The 14,319-nt window shown below is 70.5% G+C and carries 12 protein-coding genes; 6 read left to right on the top strand and 6 right to left on the bottom strand.

The genetic code is table 11. The annotated features are described in order from the left end of the window. Positions 1-83: 83 nt before the first annotated feature. A complete protein-coding gene (locus tag Q1K26_RS15955) occupies positions 84-677 on the top strand; it encodes a TetR/AcrR family transcriptional regulator (protein WP_300012854.1) in 594 nt (197 codons plus the stop codon). A gap of 74 nt (positions 678-751) precedes the next feature. Here Q1K26_RS15955 and Q1K26_RS15960 read toward each other — a convergent pair whose 3' ends face one another. Further along, positions 752-1,222, bottom strand: coding sequence for a MaoC family dehydratase (locus Q1K26_RS15960; RefSeq protein WP_300012857.1), 471 nt, complete (start codon positions 1,220-1,222; stop codon positions 752-754). Between the two features lie 56 nt (positions 1,223-1,278). Here Q1K26_RS15960 and Q1K26_RS15965 point away from each other — a divergent pair, with 56 nt between their 5' ends. Then, complete coding sequence (locus tag Q1K26_RS15965; RefSeq protein ID WP_300012860.1) at positions 1,279-2,505, top strand: acyl-CoA dehydrogenase family protein; 1,227 nt, start codon at positions 1,279-1,281, stop codon at positions 2,503-2,505. A gap of 275 nt (positions 2,506-2,780) precedes the next feature. Here Q1K26_RS15965 and Q1K26_RS15970 read toward each other — a convergent pair whose 3' ends face one another. From Q1K26_RS15970 to Q1K26_RS15980, 3 genes are all read right to left on the bottom strand, one after another. Next, positions 2,781-2,993, bottom strand: coding sequence for an NAD(P)-binding protein (locus Q1K26_RS15970; protein ID WP_300012863.1), 213 nt, complete (start codon positions 2,991-2,993; stop codon positions 2,781-2,783). 154 nt (positions 2,994-3,147) lie between these two features. Further along, positions 3,148-4,467 (bottom strand): MFS transporter, encoded by a 1,320-nt coding sequence (locus Q1K26_RS15975; protein WP_300012866.1) that lies wholly within the window; start codon positions 4,465-4,467, stop codon positions 3,148-3,150. A gap of 62 nt (positions 4,468-4,529) precedes the next feature. After that, complete coding sequence (locus Q1K26_RS15980) at positions 4,530-5,330, bottom strand: LuxR C-terminal-related transcriptional regulator (protein ID WP_300012869.1); 801 nt, start codon at positions 5,328-5,330, stop codon at positions 4,530-4,532. Between the two features lie 163 nt (positions 5,331-5,493). On the opposite strand from Q1K26_RS15980, the gene Q1K26_RS15985 reads away from it, so the two are divergent. Both Q1K26_RS15985 and Q1K26_RS15990 read left to right on the top strand, forming a co-directional pair. Next, positions 5,494-6,135: a TetR/AcrR family transcriptional regulator gene (locus tag Q1K26_RS15985; RefSeq protein WP_300012871.1), complete on the top strand. Its 642-nt coding sequence runs from the start codon at positions 5,494-5,496 to the stop codon at positions 6,133-6,135. 63 nt (positions 6,136-6,198) lie between these two features. Next, positions 6,199-7,740 (top strand): AMP-binding protein, encoded by a 1,542-nt coding sequence (locus tag Q1K26_RS15990; RefSeq protein WP_300012874.1) that lies wholly within the window; start codon positions 6,199-6,201, stop codon positions 7,738-7,740. A 70-nt stretch (positions 7,741-7,810) separates the two neighbouring features. Here the strand turns inward: Q1K26_RS15990 and Q1K26_RS15995 are convergent, their stop codons facing one another. Together Q1K26_RS15995 and Q1K26_RS16000 are read right to left on the bottom strand one after the other, a co-directional pair. Then, positions 7,811-8,275 (bottom strand): (2Fe-2S)-binding protein, encoded by a 465-nt coding sequence (locus Q1K26_RS15995; RefSeq protein WP_300012877.1) that lies wholly within the window; start codon positions 8,273-8,275, stop codon positions 7,811-7,813. A 15-nt stretch (positions 8,276-8,290) separates the two neighbouring features. Continuing rightward, entirely contained in the window at positions 8,291-10,585 is a 2,295-nt protein-coding gene (locus Q1K26_RS16000; RefSeq protein ID WP_300012880.1) for a molybdopterin cofactor-binding domain-containing protein, read from the bottom strand. A gap of 1,123 nt (positions 10,586-11,708) precedes the next feature. Between Q1K26_RS16000 and Q1K26_RS16005 the strand changes: the two genes are divergently transcribed. Together Q1K26_RS16005 and Q1K26_RS16010 are read left to right on the top strand one after the other, a co-directional pair. Further along, the gene (locus Q1K26_RS16005) at positions 11,709-14,081 is read left to right on the top strand and encodes a molybdopterin cofactor-binding domain-containing protein (RefSeq protein ID WP_300012883.1); all 2,373 of its coding nucleotides are present in this window, start codon (positions 11,709-11,711) and stop codon (positions 14,079-14,081) included. Between the two features lie 10 nt (positions 14,082-14,091). Beyond that, positions 14,092-14,319: 2Fe-2S iron-sulfur cluster-binding protein (locus Q1K26_RS16010; protein WP_300012886.1), on the top strand; the 228-nt coding region annotated here is incomplete at its 3' end.

Raw genomic sequence — 14,319 nt, forward strand, 5'->3', positions numbered from 1 at the left:
TTCTCCGACCGACCGGTCGGTCGATATAGTAGGGTGCGCGGCGTGGTCGCTGTCAAGCAGGGGCAGCCGGGTCAGGAGGACGGGTGACGGTGCCGGGAACGCGAGCCGCAGCGCAGCGGGAGCGGGTGCTGCGGGCGTCGGTGGAGATCTTCAGCAAGCGGGGCTTCCGGGCGACCTCGATGAACGAGATCGCGGCCGGGGTCGGGCTGTCGAAACCCACGCTGTACCACTACTTCCGCAACAAGGAGGAGCTGCTCGTCCTGATCTACCGGGACGTGCTCGACGACAGCCTCCGCATGGCCCACGAGACCGTCGCCGCGGCGCCCACGGCGCTCGACGCGGTGCGCGAGCTGCTCGTCTCGCGGGTCGTCTACACCTGCGAGAACCAGGACCTGCTCAAGATCTGCTTCGAGGAGGAGGACGAGCTGCGACCCGACCTCGCCGAGACACTGCTGGAGCGCAGGCGGGCCTTCGATGACGTGCTGGCCGACGCGGTGCTCGCCCACCTCGCCGAGCACCCGCAGGTCCGGCTCCCGATGACGCCCAAGACCTTCGTCAACACCTGCCTGGGCGCGGTCAACTGGACCTACAAGTGGTACTCGCCCCAGGGTGCCCGCACCCCGGCCGAGCTCGGCGCCGAGATGGCGGATGTCCTGCTGCGGGCGCTCGCGCCGTAGGCCGTTCCGCAACGAACGGCACCCCCGTCCACACCTGGTGGACGGGGGTGCCGTTCGTTGTCGTGGGGGCCGGTCTAGTCCGCGGGCTGCCTGCGCATGAAGGCGCTGCGCCGGCACCGGCAGACCAGCTCGTCGCGCTGGTTGAAGCCACGGTGCTCGAACTTCACGATCCCGGCCTCGGGACGGGACTTCGACCCCCGCGCCTCCAGGATCTCGGTCTCCACCCAGATCGTGTCGCCGGCGAACACCGGCGTGGGGAACTCGACGTCGGACATGCCGAGGTTGGCGATGGTGGTGCCCAGGGTCAGCTCCGGTACGGCGATCCCGACCACCAGCCCGACGGTGTACATGCTGTTCATCAGCGGCTTGCCGAACTCCTTGCCGGCCGAGAACTCGGCGTCGAGGTGCATCGGCTGCGGGTTCATCGTCAGGCACGTGAAGAGCACGTTGTCGGTCTCGGTGACGGTGCGCGTGACGGCGTGTTCCACCACCTCGCCGACCGTGAACTGCTCGAACCAGCGGCCGGAGAGGTTGCGTCGCGACATGGGCAGAAATCTAGCGATGACTTGAAAAACAAGCAACTCGTCGACATAGTGGGGTGATGACCAGCACCGTGGAGCGGCGTCCCGAAGTCGGTTCGAGTCCCGGGGGATCGAGTGCGGTGTACGAGGTCCCGTGGGCCTTCACCGACGAGCACCTGGAGTGGCAGCGCACCGTCGCGGCGTTCGTCGCCGACGTCGTCGCGGACGGGGCGGCGCAGCGCAGCATCGAGCGGCGCTTCGATCCCGACCTGGTCCGGGCCGCCGGGCGGCTGGGCGCGTTCGGGCTGCTGGCCCCCGAGCCGCACGGTGCGGGAGCCGACGTGCGCACGCTGTGCCTGGCCGCCGAGGAGGTGGCCACCGTCGACTCCTCGCTCGCCGTCACGATGCACGTGCAGGCGATCAGCGTCGCGCTGTTCGCGCACCTCGCGAAGGATCAGCCCGCCCTGCTCGACGAGGTGCTGCCGCGAGCGGCCGCCGGCGAGGACTTCATCTCCTTCGGCCTCACCGAGCCCTCGGGTGGTTCCGACGCGGGCAACATCTCGACCTCCGCCCGCCGCGACGGCGACGACTGGGTGATCAACGGGTCCAAGCAGTTCATCACCAACTCGGGCACCGAGTTCTCGCGCCACGTGATCCTGTTCGCGGCCACCGGCGAGAAGCGCGACGGTCGCCGCGCTCCGATCTCGGCGTTCCTGGTGCCGCTGGACGCGCCCGGCGTCGTCGTCGGCCCGGAGTACGCCAAGCTCGGCTGGCGCTCGTCGGACACCCACCCGCTGTTCTTCGACGATGTGCGCGTGCCGGGCACGGCGCTGCTCGGCACCGAGGGCACAGGCTACCGGGAGGCACTGGCGTTCCTCACCTGGGCGCGCATCCCGATCGCCGCGATGAGCCTGGGCCTGGCCCGCGGCTGCCTGTCCGACACGCTGCGCTTCGTGTCCGAGCGCGAGTCGTTCGGCCGGCCGCTCGCGGGCAACCAGGGCGTGTCGTTCCAGGTCGCCGACATCGCCGCGGCCGTGGCGACGTGCCGGGTGCTCACCTACGACGCCGCCTGGAAGTACGACCGCGGGCTCCCGATCGAGCGGGAGGCGGCGGTCGCCAAGCTGGTGGCCTCGGAACTGGCCAACAAGGCCGCGTACACGGCCACCCAGCTGCAGGGCGGGTACGGGTTCATCGAGGAGACCGCGGCCACCCGGCACTACCAGGACGCGCGGATCCTGACGATCGGCGAGGGCACCTCCGAGGTCCAGCGCCTGCTCATCGCCCGCGGGCTGGGCCTGCCGCTCTGACCTGAGCCCGACGGGTCCCGACGGGTCCCGCCCCGGGCGTCGCCGGGCCTGAACCTGCTCGCGCAGACGCCGCGCGTCGGAGACGGCCCGACGTGCGCGAGCCTGTCGGGGTCGACCACCGCCCGGATCGTCTGGACGCGCCCGTCGAGCACGTCGAGGACCATGACCGCGACGACGTGGCCGTCCCGGTCCCGCAGGACCGCGCCCGGCTGGTCGTTCACCACGCGGGTCCGGACGTCGACGATGCCCGCCCACCAGGGGCGCGAACGCACCGATCAGCCGGGCCACGTTGGCGGACCCGACCACCGGCCGCGGTAGGGCCGGGCCCCGATCGCCGCCGTCCTCGAGCAGCAGCCGCCGGTTTCCGCGTCCACCACCGCCACCGCGACGCGCCCGCGCGAGCGGCCGGCGAGCCGCACGGCGAGCGTGGCTCCCGCGTACCCGGCGCCGACGACCAGTACCTGGATCCCGTTCCTCGATGTGCTCATACCCACGGGACGAGACGGCACCCGCGGGTGTGACACCGCGACGCAGAAGGGCCCCCACGGCGGGAGCGGGTGCGAAGCGCACACCCGTCCCGCCGTGGAGGCCCCCTGAGCGGTTCGTCCGGTACGCCGTCGATGCGTCCCGGACGCCCCACACCTAGACCAGGGTCTTCGACCCGGCCACGTCGGACATCTCCTTGTCGCGGGTCTCGCGCAGGCCCAGCGTGCAGCCCACGCTGATCAGGCAGAGCAGGGCGAGGAACACGCCGAACGCGTAACCGCCGAACGCCGCGGCGATCGCGGCCGCGATCAGCGGCGGGATGGCCCCACCGACGATGCCGGCGACGTTGTAGGCGAGCCCGGCCGCGGTGTAGCGGTACCGGGTGTTGTACAGCTCCGGCAGGAACGCGCCCACCGGGCCGTAGGCGACACCGGCGATGAACAGCGTGACGCACACCCCGATCGCGAACGCGAACGGCGTGCCGATGTCCAGGATCGGGAACAGCACCAGCGCCCACGCCACCGCCACGACGTTCGCGATGGTGATCGTGCGGCGGCGCCCGACCCGGTCGGAGTAGGCGGCACCGACGCCGACCGCCACGGCGAACACGACGCCGCCGAGGATGCCGATGGAGAGCACCGTGGTGCGCTCGAGACCCAGCGTGGCGGTGCCGTAGCTGGTCAGGTAGGAGACCGCCATGTAGAAGAACGCGAAGACCATCACCATCACGCCGGAGCCCAGCAGGATCTCCCGCGGCTGCGTCTTGAACGCCTCGCCGAAGGGCACCGTGGAGGTGCCGCCCTTGGCGACCTCGCCCTTGAAGACCGGCGTCTCGTCGATCTTCAGGCGGACGTAGAGCCCGACGGCGACGAGCAGGGCGCTCGCGATGAACGGGATGCGCCAGCCGTAGGCGACGAACGCCTCGTCGCTCATCAGCAGGGCGGTGGCCAGGAACGTGGCGCTGGCCAGCGAGAACGCGATGGCCGGGCCGAACTGCGGGAACATCGCGTAGAAGCCGCGTTTGGCCTTCGGGGCGTTCTCGGCGGCCAGCAGCGTGGCACCCGCCCACTCGCCGCCGACGGCGAGGCCCTGGATGACCCGCAGGATCACCACCAGGATGGGGGCCGCCACGCCGATCTGGTCGGCCGTGGGCATAAAGCCGATGAGCACGGTCGCGGTGCCCATCACCAGCAGCGTGGTGACCAGCGTGCCCTTGCGGCCGATCCGGTCGCCGAAGTGGCCGAACAGGATCGAGCCGAACGGGCGGGCCACGAAGGCGACGCCGAGGGTCGCGAACGCCGCGACGGTGGCGGCGGCCGAGCCCAGCGCGGGGAAGAAGATGTCCCCGAACACGAGCGCGGCCGCGGTACCGTAGATCAGGAAGTCGTAGAACTCGATCGTGGTGCCGGTGCCGCTCGCGATCGCGATCCGGCGCATGGTGTTCTTCGACGTACCGACGTCGGGTGAGGCGGTCATGGCGCGGGAGCGTAAGTCACTCCGATGAGTCGCGGCACACCCGAAATAGGGTGAACCCGCGACTACGGGATCAGCCCGGCCCGCTGGGCGCAGACGACGGCCTCGACCCGGTTGTGGCTGCCCAGCTTGCCCATCGCGGACTTGAGGTAGGACTTCACCGTCTCCACCTGCAGCGCCAGCCGGGCGGCCACGTCGGCGTTGCTGCACCCGACCGCCACCAGTGCCAGCACGTCGACCTCGCGCGGGGTGAGCCGCGCCCGCGGGGTCCCCGGCCGCGGTGGCCGGCCGTCGGCCAGCCGGGCGCAGACGCCCAGCAGCCGTTCGCGCGCGGCCGGGTCGGCGGCGGCGGCGATGGCGCGCAGCTCGGCGTGCAGCTCGCGCACCTGGGCGTGGTCGAGCCGCGCCGAGCCCGGGGTGGCGGGGGGCTCGGGCGGCCGCTCCGCCGAGCGCACGATCGACACCGCTGCGTCGGTGAACCGCTCGCCGAACCGGAGCGTGCGGCGAGCCGCGCCGTACACGACGCCGCGGACCTCGTTGCCGACCCGGAACGGCACGGCGAGGACCGCGCGCAGGCCCTCCTGGCTCACCGCGCCGTCGAACTGGTGGGTGATGTGGCGGGCCCGGACGTAGTCGACCACCGAGACCGGGCGGCGCAGCGCCACGCACCTCCCACCGACGCCGTAGCCGATGGGACTCACGAGCCCGTTCAGCGAGCCGGCCCGGGCGCCGCGCATCTCGCCGAGGGTGAACGAGGTGCGGCTGTCGTCGATGCGCGCGGCGAATGCGACGTCGATGCCGTCGAGCCGGCGGATGTCGTCCACGGCACGCACGATCGGGTCGGCCGCGGGGCTGGCGTGCGACACGGGCGCTCCTCTCGGGGCGACGGCGGCGTCGGTCCCCGCGGTGCCGGCGGTCGAGCGAAGCGGCCCGACCGGGCAGCACCTCTCGAAATTCTAACGGTCACTCGATCCACCGTGCATCCCGGCTCTAGGGTGGGCTCGTCGGCAGCGGTGGAAGGGGCGTGCGGTGACCGGGACCCGAGGGGTGGGTGATCAGCCCGGCGGCCTGCAGGAGGCGCCGTCGCGCGTGGCGCGCAAGCGGGCCGAGCGGGTGGCCCGGGTCGAGCGCACCGCGGCGAGGGTGTTCGCCGAGCGTGGCTACGAGGGCGCCAACCTGGAGGACATCGCCGCCCAGCTCGACCTGCGCGGGCCCAGCCTCTACCACTACTTCTCCTCGAAGGAGGAGCTGTTCCTGCGCTGCGTGCGCGGCTCCGCGGACGAGGTGATCACGCGGCTGGAAGCGGTGGCCGCCGCGGAGGCGGATCCCGTCGAGCGGCTGCGGCTGCTGTTCCGCGAGCAGGTGCTCATCGAGGTGCGGGACTACCCGGACTTCCTGCCGCTGTTCGTCACGATCCGGCTGCCCGCGGCCGACCTGCGGGAGCGACTGCTGGAGCTGCGCCGGGAGCACGAGGCGGTGTTCCAGCGCGCCGCCGAGCAGGTCCGGGAGGCCCTCGGCGGCGACCGGGCGAGCGCGTCACTGTCGCTGCGCGTGGCGTTCGGGGCTCTTGCGCACGTGCCGGACTGGTACGACCCGGGCGGTCCGATGGGGGTCGAGGAGCTCGCCGAGCGGATGGCTGCCACGCTGATCGGGCCCTTCCTGCGGTCCTGACCACCCGCTGTCCACCCCGTTCGAGGGTGGCAGGCGCTGTGACGGCGACCATAGCGTTGGCGGATGGATGTCCCCAGCCTGATGCGCCAGTCCGTGCAGTTCCATCGCGATCGCGTGGCGGTCGTGACCGAGGACCGCAGCTTGACCTACCGGCAGGCGTGGGACCGTGGCGTGCGGCTCGCCAACGGGCTGCGCGCGCTCGGCGTCGAGCCCGGCGACCGGGTGGCGAGCGTCGAGGACAACAACCTCGGTGCCGCCGACCTGTTCATCGGGGCCGCCATCGCCGGTGCGGTCCGCGTGCCGCTGTACGCGCGCAACGCGCGGCGCTCGCACCGCGAGATGGTCGAGCAGACCCAGGCCAAGGTGGTGCTGACCGATCCCGCCTACGCCGACAGCGTCGCCGGGCTGTCCGACGAGCTGCCCGACGTGACGGCCGTGCTGGTGCGCGACGACGGCTACGAGGACTGGCTCGCCGCGCAGTCCGACGTGGACCCGCAGCTGCCGGTCGACCCCGACGCCTGGTACATCATCCGGCACTCCGCGGGCACCACCGGGCGGTCCAAGGGCGTCGGCTACACCCAGCACGACTGGCTGGTGAACTGCCGCAACTGGTACTACCGGCTGCCCAACCTGACCCTCGACAGCGTCGTCGGCCATGCGGGCCCGATCTCGCACGCCTCGGGCTACCTGTTCCTGCCCGCGTGGCTGCACGGCAGCACGAACCTGCTGTTCGGAGCGTTCGACGTGCACAAGGTCCTCGACCTCGTGCAGCGCCACCGCGTCACGCACATGTTCGCGCCGCCGTCGATGGTCTCCGCGCTCGCGGCCGAGCCGACCGCGCGCGACGGTGACTGGTCGGCGCTGCAGTGCATGCTCGTCGGCGGCGCCCCGATCACCGACGCCACCGCGAACGCGGGCCGTGACGTCTTCGGCCACGTGCTCTACCAGGTGTTCGGACAGACCGAGGCGGTCCCGCTCACGATCATGACTCCGGACGAGTGGTTCTCCGACGTGCCCGGTTCCACGCCCATGCGCGCCGCCGGGCGGGTGCTGCCGTTCGCGCGGATCGAGATCCGCGACACCGCGTCGGGCGAGGTCCTCCCGCTGGGCTCGGAGGGCGAGATCTACGCGCAGGTCGAGGCCCAGATGCGTGGGTTCTGGGGCGACGACGAGCTCACGAAGACCCGGTTGATCGACGGGTGGATCCGCACCGCCGACATCGGCCGGGTCGACGAGAACGGCTACCTCTACGTGCTCGACCGCGCCGACGACATGATCGTCTCCGGGGGCTTCAACATCTGGCCGGCCGAGCTGGAGACGGTGATCGCCGACCATCCCGGCGTCGTGGAGGTGGCGGTGTTCGGTATCCCGCACGAGCGCTGGGGGGAGACCCCGATGGCGGTGTGCCGGCTGGAGGACGGGGCCTCGGTCACGGCCGAGGAGGTCGTCGAGCTGGTGAAGGTCCGGCTCGGGTCCTACCGGAAGCCGGGGCGGGTCGAGTTCACCCGCGACCCGTTGCCCAAGAGCGTGGTCGGCAAGCTGCAGCGCAAGGTCCTGCGCGAGCCGCACTGGGCCGGTCACGAGCGCCGCGTCGGCGGGGGCTGAACGCGAGAGGGGTCGGCCACCGAGCCCGTCACCCGGTGGCCGACCCCTCGACCCCTTCCCAGAGGGGCTTCTACATCCGGGCCGCCGCCGCCTTGATGGCCTCCCGGATGCGGAAGTACGAGCCGCACCGGCACATGTTCTCGATCGCGTCGATGTCCTCGTCGCTGGGCTTGCCGCCGGTCCGGGCGATCAGGTCGACCGCCTCCATGATCTGACCGGGCTGGCAGAAGCCGCACTGCGCGACGTCCCGGTTGATCCACTCCTCCTGGACCGGGTGCAGGTCGGCACCGACACTGTCGGCCAGCCCCTCGATCGTGGTGACCTCCTGGCCCTGCACGTCCGACATCGGGGTGACGCAGGGGCGGAACGCCTTGCCGTTGAGGTGGCTGGTGCACGCCTTGCAGACGTCCACCCCGCAGCCGTACTTGGGACCGGTGACGCCGAGCTTGTCGCGCAGCACGTAGAGCAGCTCCACGTCGTCGGTCACGTCCACGCTGACGGGTTCGCCGTTGAGCACGAAGTCGTAGTTGGGCATGTCTGTTCAGTCCCCTCAGGCGTCGTTGTGGTTGATCGGGAAGTCGCGGACCTTGGTGCCGGTGGCGCGGGCGTAGGCGTTCGCGACCGCGGCGATCGAGCCGGCCACGGCGTGCTCGCCGATGCCGCCGATCGGACGGCCGTCGTCGGGGAAGACGTGGATCTCGACGTTGTTCGGGTAGGTCTTCTGCTTGGTGTACTTGAAGTCGCTGTAGCTCTTCTCGCGCACCGCGCCGTTGTCGATGTGCAGGCTGGCCCGCAGGGTCTGCGAGATCCCGTCGGCCAGGCCGCCGAGCATCTGCGCCTCGATGCCCATCGGGTTGATCGGGAAGCCGGTCGAGGTGGCCCCGTACGCGGCGGTGATCACCGGCTCGTCGCCGTTGCAGTCGATCTCCACCAGCCACGCGTTGTGCGAGCGGTACTCGAAGTAGTACCCGAAGCCCTGAGCGGTGCCCGGCGCCATGTCGCGGCCCCAGTTGCCCATCTCGGCGACCTTCTCGATGACCTTGCGCCCGGTCTCCTCCTTGACGAGCTCCTTGCGCAGCTCGACCGGGTCCTTGCCCATGACCTCGGCCGCCTCGTCGATGAGGACCTCCAGGGGCGGGCCCGCCGTCGGGGAGTACACCTGGCGCATCGCCGCGGTGTGGTGGTTGAGGTCGACCTCGTTGATCGTCTCGACGATCGCCCCGAGGTTGTACGGCGCGTGCACCGTGAACCGGAACACGGCCTCGGCGAAGCCGGCCTGGCCGGGCAGGTTGACCGCGCCCTGGGCGGTGAGGATCTCGCCGAGCCCGTGCGACAGGTCGCAGTAGACGTTGGTCATCCGCTGCTCGTAGGCCGCGATCGAATCGCCCAGCATGGTGAGCCGGAGCTTCTGCAGGCGCGCGCCGCGCTTGCGGCCGTGCTTGGTGTCGTCGCCGCGGCTGTACATGAACTTGACCGGGCGGCCGAACGCCTTCGACGACACTGCCGCCTCCAGCGCGGCGTCCGGGAACAGCCGGGAACCGAACGACCCGCCGGCCCGGATGACGTGCACGGTGACCTTGTCGACCGGCAGGCCCACCGCCTTGGCGATGAACTGCTGGGCGAGGATCGGCACCTTCGTGGCGACCCAGATCTCCGCGCTGTCCTCGCGGACGTCGGCGATCGCGGTCTGGGTCTCCATCGGCGCGTGCGCGCAGGTGGCGAACGTGAACTCGCCCTCGACGGTCTGCGCACCAAGCGCCGGCACCAGCAGCGGGAGGGCCTCGCGGCGCAGGCGGTCGAAGATCTCGGGGTCGGAGACCCCGTCGCTCGGCCCGGGGGTCCACGTCGCCTTCATCTTCTCGACGGCCTTGAGCGCCTGGCCGAACGTCTCGGCCATGATCGCGATGCCGGAGTTGTAGGACCCCTGGCCCCCGTCGACCGGCCACTCGATGTTCTCCAGCGACGTGATCGGCTCGACGCCGATCACGCCGGGCATCGCGAGCACCTCGGAGGCGTCGAAGTCGGTGAAGCTGCCCAGGATCTGCGGCGGGCGGGCCCACACGACCGGCATCGCGCCCTCGACCGGGATGTCGAGCGTGTACTGGAACTTGCCGGTGCAGATGTCGCGCGCCTGGATCTGGGGCATCGGCGTGCCGACGACATTGAGCTCGGCCGAGGTCTTGACCGGGACGTCCTCGAGCGGCAGGTCCAGCTGGGCCGCGACGGAGCTGAGGTCACCGAAGGCGATCTCGCGGCCCTCGTTGTCGACCGCGTAGCCGTCGAGGGTGCGGATGGTGCCCGGCGGGACGTCGAGCATGTTGGCCGCGGCCTTGATCAGCTGGCCCCGGGCGAGTGCGGCCAGCGCGCGGACCGGCGGGACCATCGCGCGCATCGTGCACGAACCGCCGGTGAGCATGTTGAACAGCAGCTCGGGGCGCGCGTCGGACATCGGCACCTCGACGTTCTCGAACGGAACGTCCATCTCGTCCGCGATGACCATCGCCATCGCCGTCGTGATGCCGGTGCCCACGTCGGTGCGGGGGAGCTCGAAGCGGACGTGGCCGTTCTCCAGCACCTCGAGGCGCATGAGGTTGAACGTCGGCTTGTAGGACGCGATCAGGATGTCGCCGAGGTCCTGGAAGTCGATCGGGTGCGGGCCGCTGGGGATCGGCTGCGCGCTCGCGCTCGAACCCGACAGGGTCTCGAGGCCGGCGTAGGTGGCGATGGTGAGGGTCGCGCCGCTGATCAGGTAGGTCAGGAACTTGCGCCGGTCGACCTCGATCGACGTGACGGCGCGGTGGCGACCGGGACGGTCACCGGGTGGCGCTTGCGTGGGGCTGGCCATCTTCGGTCCTTCCACAGAACTGCGGGGTCGGCGGCGTTGGCAGGACGGCTCGACACCGGGGAGCGGCATCACGGGATCTCGCGACATCGGGGTTCGCTACGGATCGGCGCGTGTGGCGCGCATCACCGCGGCTGGCGTAGGGGTAACGACACGTGACGGAAGGCGGTACGCCGCGGTTCACTCCGCATGTGCGGTTTGTGGGGACGCCGTCGGGCGCGCACCGGAGAAATGGCTGGAAGCGGTGGGGAAAAGCCGACCATCGGTCGATCGCCCTTTCCGCAGTTCACGCCTTCTTCATGTGCGGGATGGAGATCAAAAGGGCGCGTCCCCGCAGGTCAAAGCCGACCTGCGGTCGAATCCGACCAACCGCGAGTCGGGTGCCTTCACGATTCACCCGACCGAGTGGTAGATCCGAAGAAGCGGATAAATCGGCCCGATCGGTCGGTCCCGTCACCGAGATTCGGCCGGCGACCCGTCCACGGACCACTGCGCCATGTGGCGTACCGGGTCGTGGTTCGACAGCGGCGCGTACTCGTGGCGCGGCTCGGCCACGCGAGCACTCGGCTCGGTACGGAGCGATGCACGAATCCGGCTACACGGACCGGCCGTCGACGCTTTCCCGCAGAACCTGTTTCCCGGAGTCACGGCCTCGGCCTGCCCGCCCGCCCAGCGGATCGACCCGGTTGTTCGTCGCCTTGCGCTGGTCGGTCGCGGTGGAGGAGTCCCGAGCCCGCCGGATCAGCTGCCTCGGAGGGTGCCGCGGGGTTCGATGGCGCGTGGCCGGCTCCCGCTGCGTCGACGCGCTGGTGAGGGGCCCGCGCGGGGCACGCAAGACGGTGCGAGTTGTGCCCGGACCACCCCCGAACGGGGTAATTTCCGTCCGGTGCATCACTTCCGCAGATGCGGATGAAGATGACGAAGATCTCAGCACCTGATGGTAAGTGTCCCCTTAGAAGTGCAGGTCGAGCTCCATCCTCGCGCTCTGTCATAGCCCGAACGGCGGCACCTCGACTCCGCCGCATGCGTATCGCTGCCGCCCTGGGCTTCGTTACCTGCTCAAGAGTCTCGAACCGGGTTCGCTCCCCCCTGCGCCCGGCCGGGAACCGTTAAAGAGAGGACGACGATGCCCGCTCATCGCGCAGGCACCACCACGCCACCCGCCCCGCGCAAGGTCTTCGGTACCGGGTTCGGCTCGGTCAACCGCCGGAAGTTCCTCGGCTACCTGGTCGCCGCGCCGACGCTCGTCGTCGTCGCGGACGTCGGCCGGCAGGCGGCCTGGGGCGGGGCGGAGGCGAGTGCCGCGGCCCTGCCGTCGCCGCCGCAGACCCCCGAGTACTACGAGTTCGTCGACTCCTACCGCGACGCGTGTCGGCCGACCAACCCGCTGCTCAAGGTCGAGGTCAAGGAGGACGGCCGGGTGGCGTTCGCCCTGCCGCGCTCGGACAACGGCCAGGGCATCCAGACTTTGTTCGCGATGATCATCGCCGAGGAGATGGGCATCGACCCGGACGACGTCGATGTCACGCTGGCCGACGCCCGCCCGGAGCTGATGTTCAACCAGCTCACCGGCGGGTCCAGCACGACCTACTCGCTCTACACCCCGGTCCGGGTCGCGGCCGCCATCGCCAAGGGTGCGCTGCTCGACGCCGCCGCGCAGGCGCTGGACGGAGAGCGCCGGCTGCTCGAGACCGCGGGCCTCACCATCACCGACACGGCCGGCAAGTCCATCGGCTTCGGTGAGCTGAGCAAGCTGGCGGCCGTCCCGACCACCACGCCGGTCGAGGTGATCCTCAAGGACCGCTCGGAGTTCACGGTCCTCGGCAAGCCGAAGATCAAGAAGGACCAGTACGCGATCGTCACCGGGCAGAAGCAGTTCGCCATGGACATCCCGGTCCCGGACGCGCTGCCCGTGGTGATCTGCCGCTCGCCCGACCTGAACGGCTTCCCCGACGGCGGGCCCTCGAACATCGACGAGGTCCGCAACATGCCGGGCATCACCGACGTCGAGCCGATCGGCAACGGCATCGCCGTCCGGGCGCAGACGTTCGGCCAGGCCATCGACGGCTGCAACGCGCTGCAGCTGAACTGGAACCCCGGCACCGTCGCGGGCCAGAACGACGACGACATCCTCGTGGGCCTGCGCAAAGCCGAGCTGCCGATGGTCACGCCCCCGGTGCCCGGCAAGACCCTGGAGCAGGAGCTGGTGCACTACTCCCGCAACGGGTCGGCGCTGGAGACCAACTGCGCGGTCATGACCTTCGACGGCAAGACGGCCGAGGTGTGGGCCCCCGCGAAGAGCCCGATCTCGGGCCAGCGCATCATCTCGGAGAAGCTCGGCATCGGCGTCAACGACGTGGTCTTCCACGTCGTCCCGGGTGGTGGCTCGTTCGGTCGCCGGCTGTTCAACGACAGCATCCAGGAGGCCGCCGAGGCCGTGAAGGCCATCGGCAAGCCGATCAAGCTGATGTGGGACCGCGCCAACGACTGCCGCCAGGGCCGGGTCAAGCCGCTGTGCACCACGCGAATCCGTGCCGTGCTCACCGACGACGCGGTGGCGAGCTTCGAGCTCCGCTACTCCGGCGTGGACATGGAGGTCGACGAGGGCCTGACCGACGTGCTCACCTCGCAGCTGATCAAGGCGCCGGGTGGCAACCTGGGGGTCTCGGAGACCTTCTGGGAGATCTCGGTGCACACGCCCTACAACTTCGGCCCGGTCAACACCCGCGCCATGATCGAGACCAACTACGGGTTCAACACCGGTTCGACCCGCAACGTCTACGGCCCGGACACCTGCACCGCGCGCGAGCTGATGATCGACCGGATCGCCGAGCGGCTGGGCAAGGACGCGGTCGACTTCCGGACCGAGTTCGTCAAGACCGACCGCCTGCGCAAGGTCATCGAGCGGGCGGCCAAGGAGGCCGACTGGGGCAAGTCGATGCCGGCGGGCACCGCCCAGGGCATCGGCGTCCACCAGGAGTACAAGGCCGCCACGGCCTGCGTCGTGGAGATCGACGCCCGGCCCGAGACGGTCAACCGCAAGATCCGCTCCGCCCGCACCGGGCCGCGCGTCACCAAGGTCACCTTCGTCATCGACCCGGGGCTGCTGCTCAACCCGCTCGGGTACGAGGCGCAGGTGCAGGGCGGGATCAACGACGGCATCGCCAACGCCATGACCGCCGGCCTGCACCTGGAGAACGGATCGTTCGTCGAGGCGAGCTGGGACAACTACTTCTACACCCGGCAGTGGAACACCCCGCCCGAGGTCAACGTGATCCTCATCGAGGACTCCGAGTACCCGGACCCGAGCGGTGCCGGCGAGGTCTCGGTCGCGGCCACCATGTCGGCGGTCGTGAACGCCTTCCGGCGCGCCACCGGGATCGAGCCGGAGTACACCCCGGTCCTGCACAAGGAGCCGTTCCCGGACGGGTTCACCCAGTACCCGACCGCCCCGCCGATCCCGCCGTCGCCGACCAACGGCCTCGACTTCGCCATCTGAGGAGCCTGACATGGCACAGCACACCTTCAACCTCAACGGTGAGTCCGTCACCGTCGACGTCGACGACAACGTCCGCCTGCTCTGGGTGATCCGCGACATCCTCGGGGTCACCGGCCCCAAGTACGGCTGCGGCATCAACGTCTGCAAGGCCTGCACCAGCCACATCAACGGCAAGGCCTTCAACCCCTGCTCGGTGCCCGTCTCCGCGATCAGCTCCGACGACGAGATCACCACCATC

The organism is Pseudonocardia sp. (assembly GCF_029263155.1).
GTDB lineage: Bacteria > Actinomycetota > Actinomycetes > Mycobacteriales > Pseudonocardiaceae > Pseudonocardia.

What these genes read in the sequence shown, in the direction of transcription:
- Q1K26_RS15960 (WP_300012857.1), bottom strand. Translation starts at nt 1,222, where the DNA reads ATGTCGCGACGCAACCTCTCCGGCCGCTGGTTCGAGCAGTTCACGGTC.
- Q1K26_RS15965 (WP_300012860.1), top strand. Translation starts at nt 1,279, where the DNA reads ATGACCAGCACCGTGGAGCGGCGTCCCGAAGTCGGTTCGAGTCCCGGG.
- Q1K26_RS15970 (WP_300012863.1), bottom strand. Translation starts at nt 2,993, where the DNA reads ATGAGCACATCGAGGAACGGGATCCAGGTACTGGTCGTCGGCGCCGGG.
- Q1K26_RS15975 (WP_300012866.1), bottom strand. Translation starts at nt 4,467, where the DNA reads ATGACCGCCTCACCCGACGTCGGTACGTCGAAGAACACCATGCGCCGG.
- Q1K26_RS15990 (WP_300012874.1), top strand. Translation starts at nt 6,199, where the DNA reads ATGGATGTCCCCAGCCTGATGCGCCAGTCCGTGCAGTTCCATCGCGAT.
- Q1K26_RS15995 (WP_300012877.1), bottom strand. Translation starts at nt 8,275, where the DNA reads ATGCCCAACTACGACTTCGTGCTCAACGGCGAACCCGTCAGCGTGGAC.
- Q1K26_RS16000 (WP_300012880.1), bottom strand. Translation starts at nt 10,585, where the DNA reads ATGGCCAGCCCCACGCAAGCGCCACCCGGTGACCGTCCCGGTCGCCAC.
- Q1K26_RS16005 (WP_300012883.1), top strand. Translation starts at nt 11,709, where the DNA reads ATGCCCGCTCATCGCGCAGGCACCACCACGCCACCCGCCCCGCGCAAG.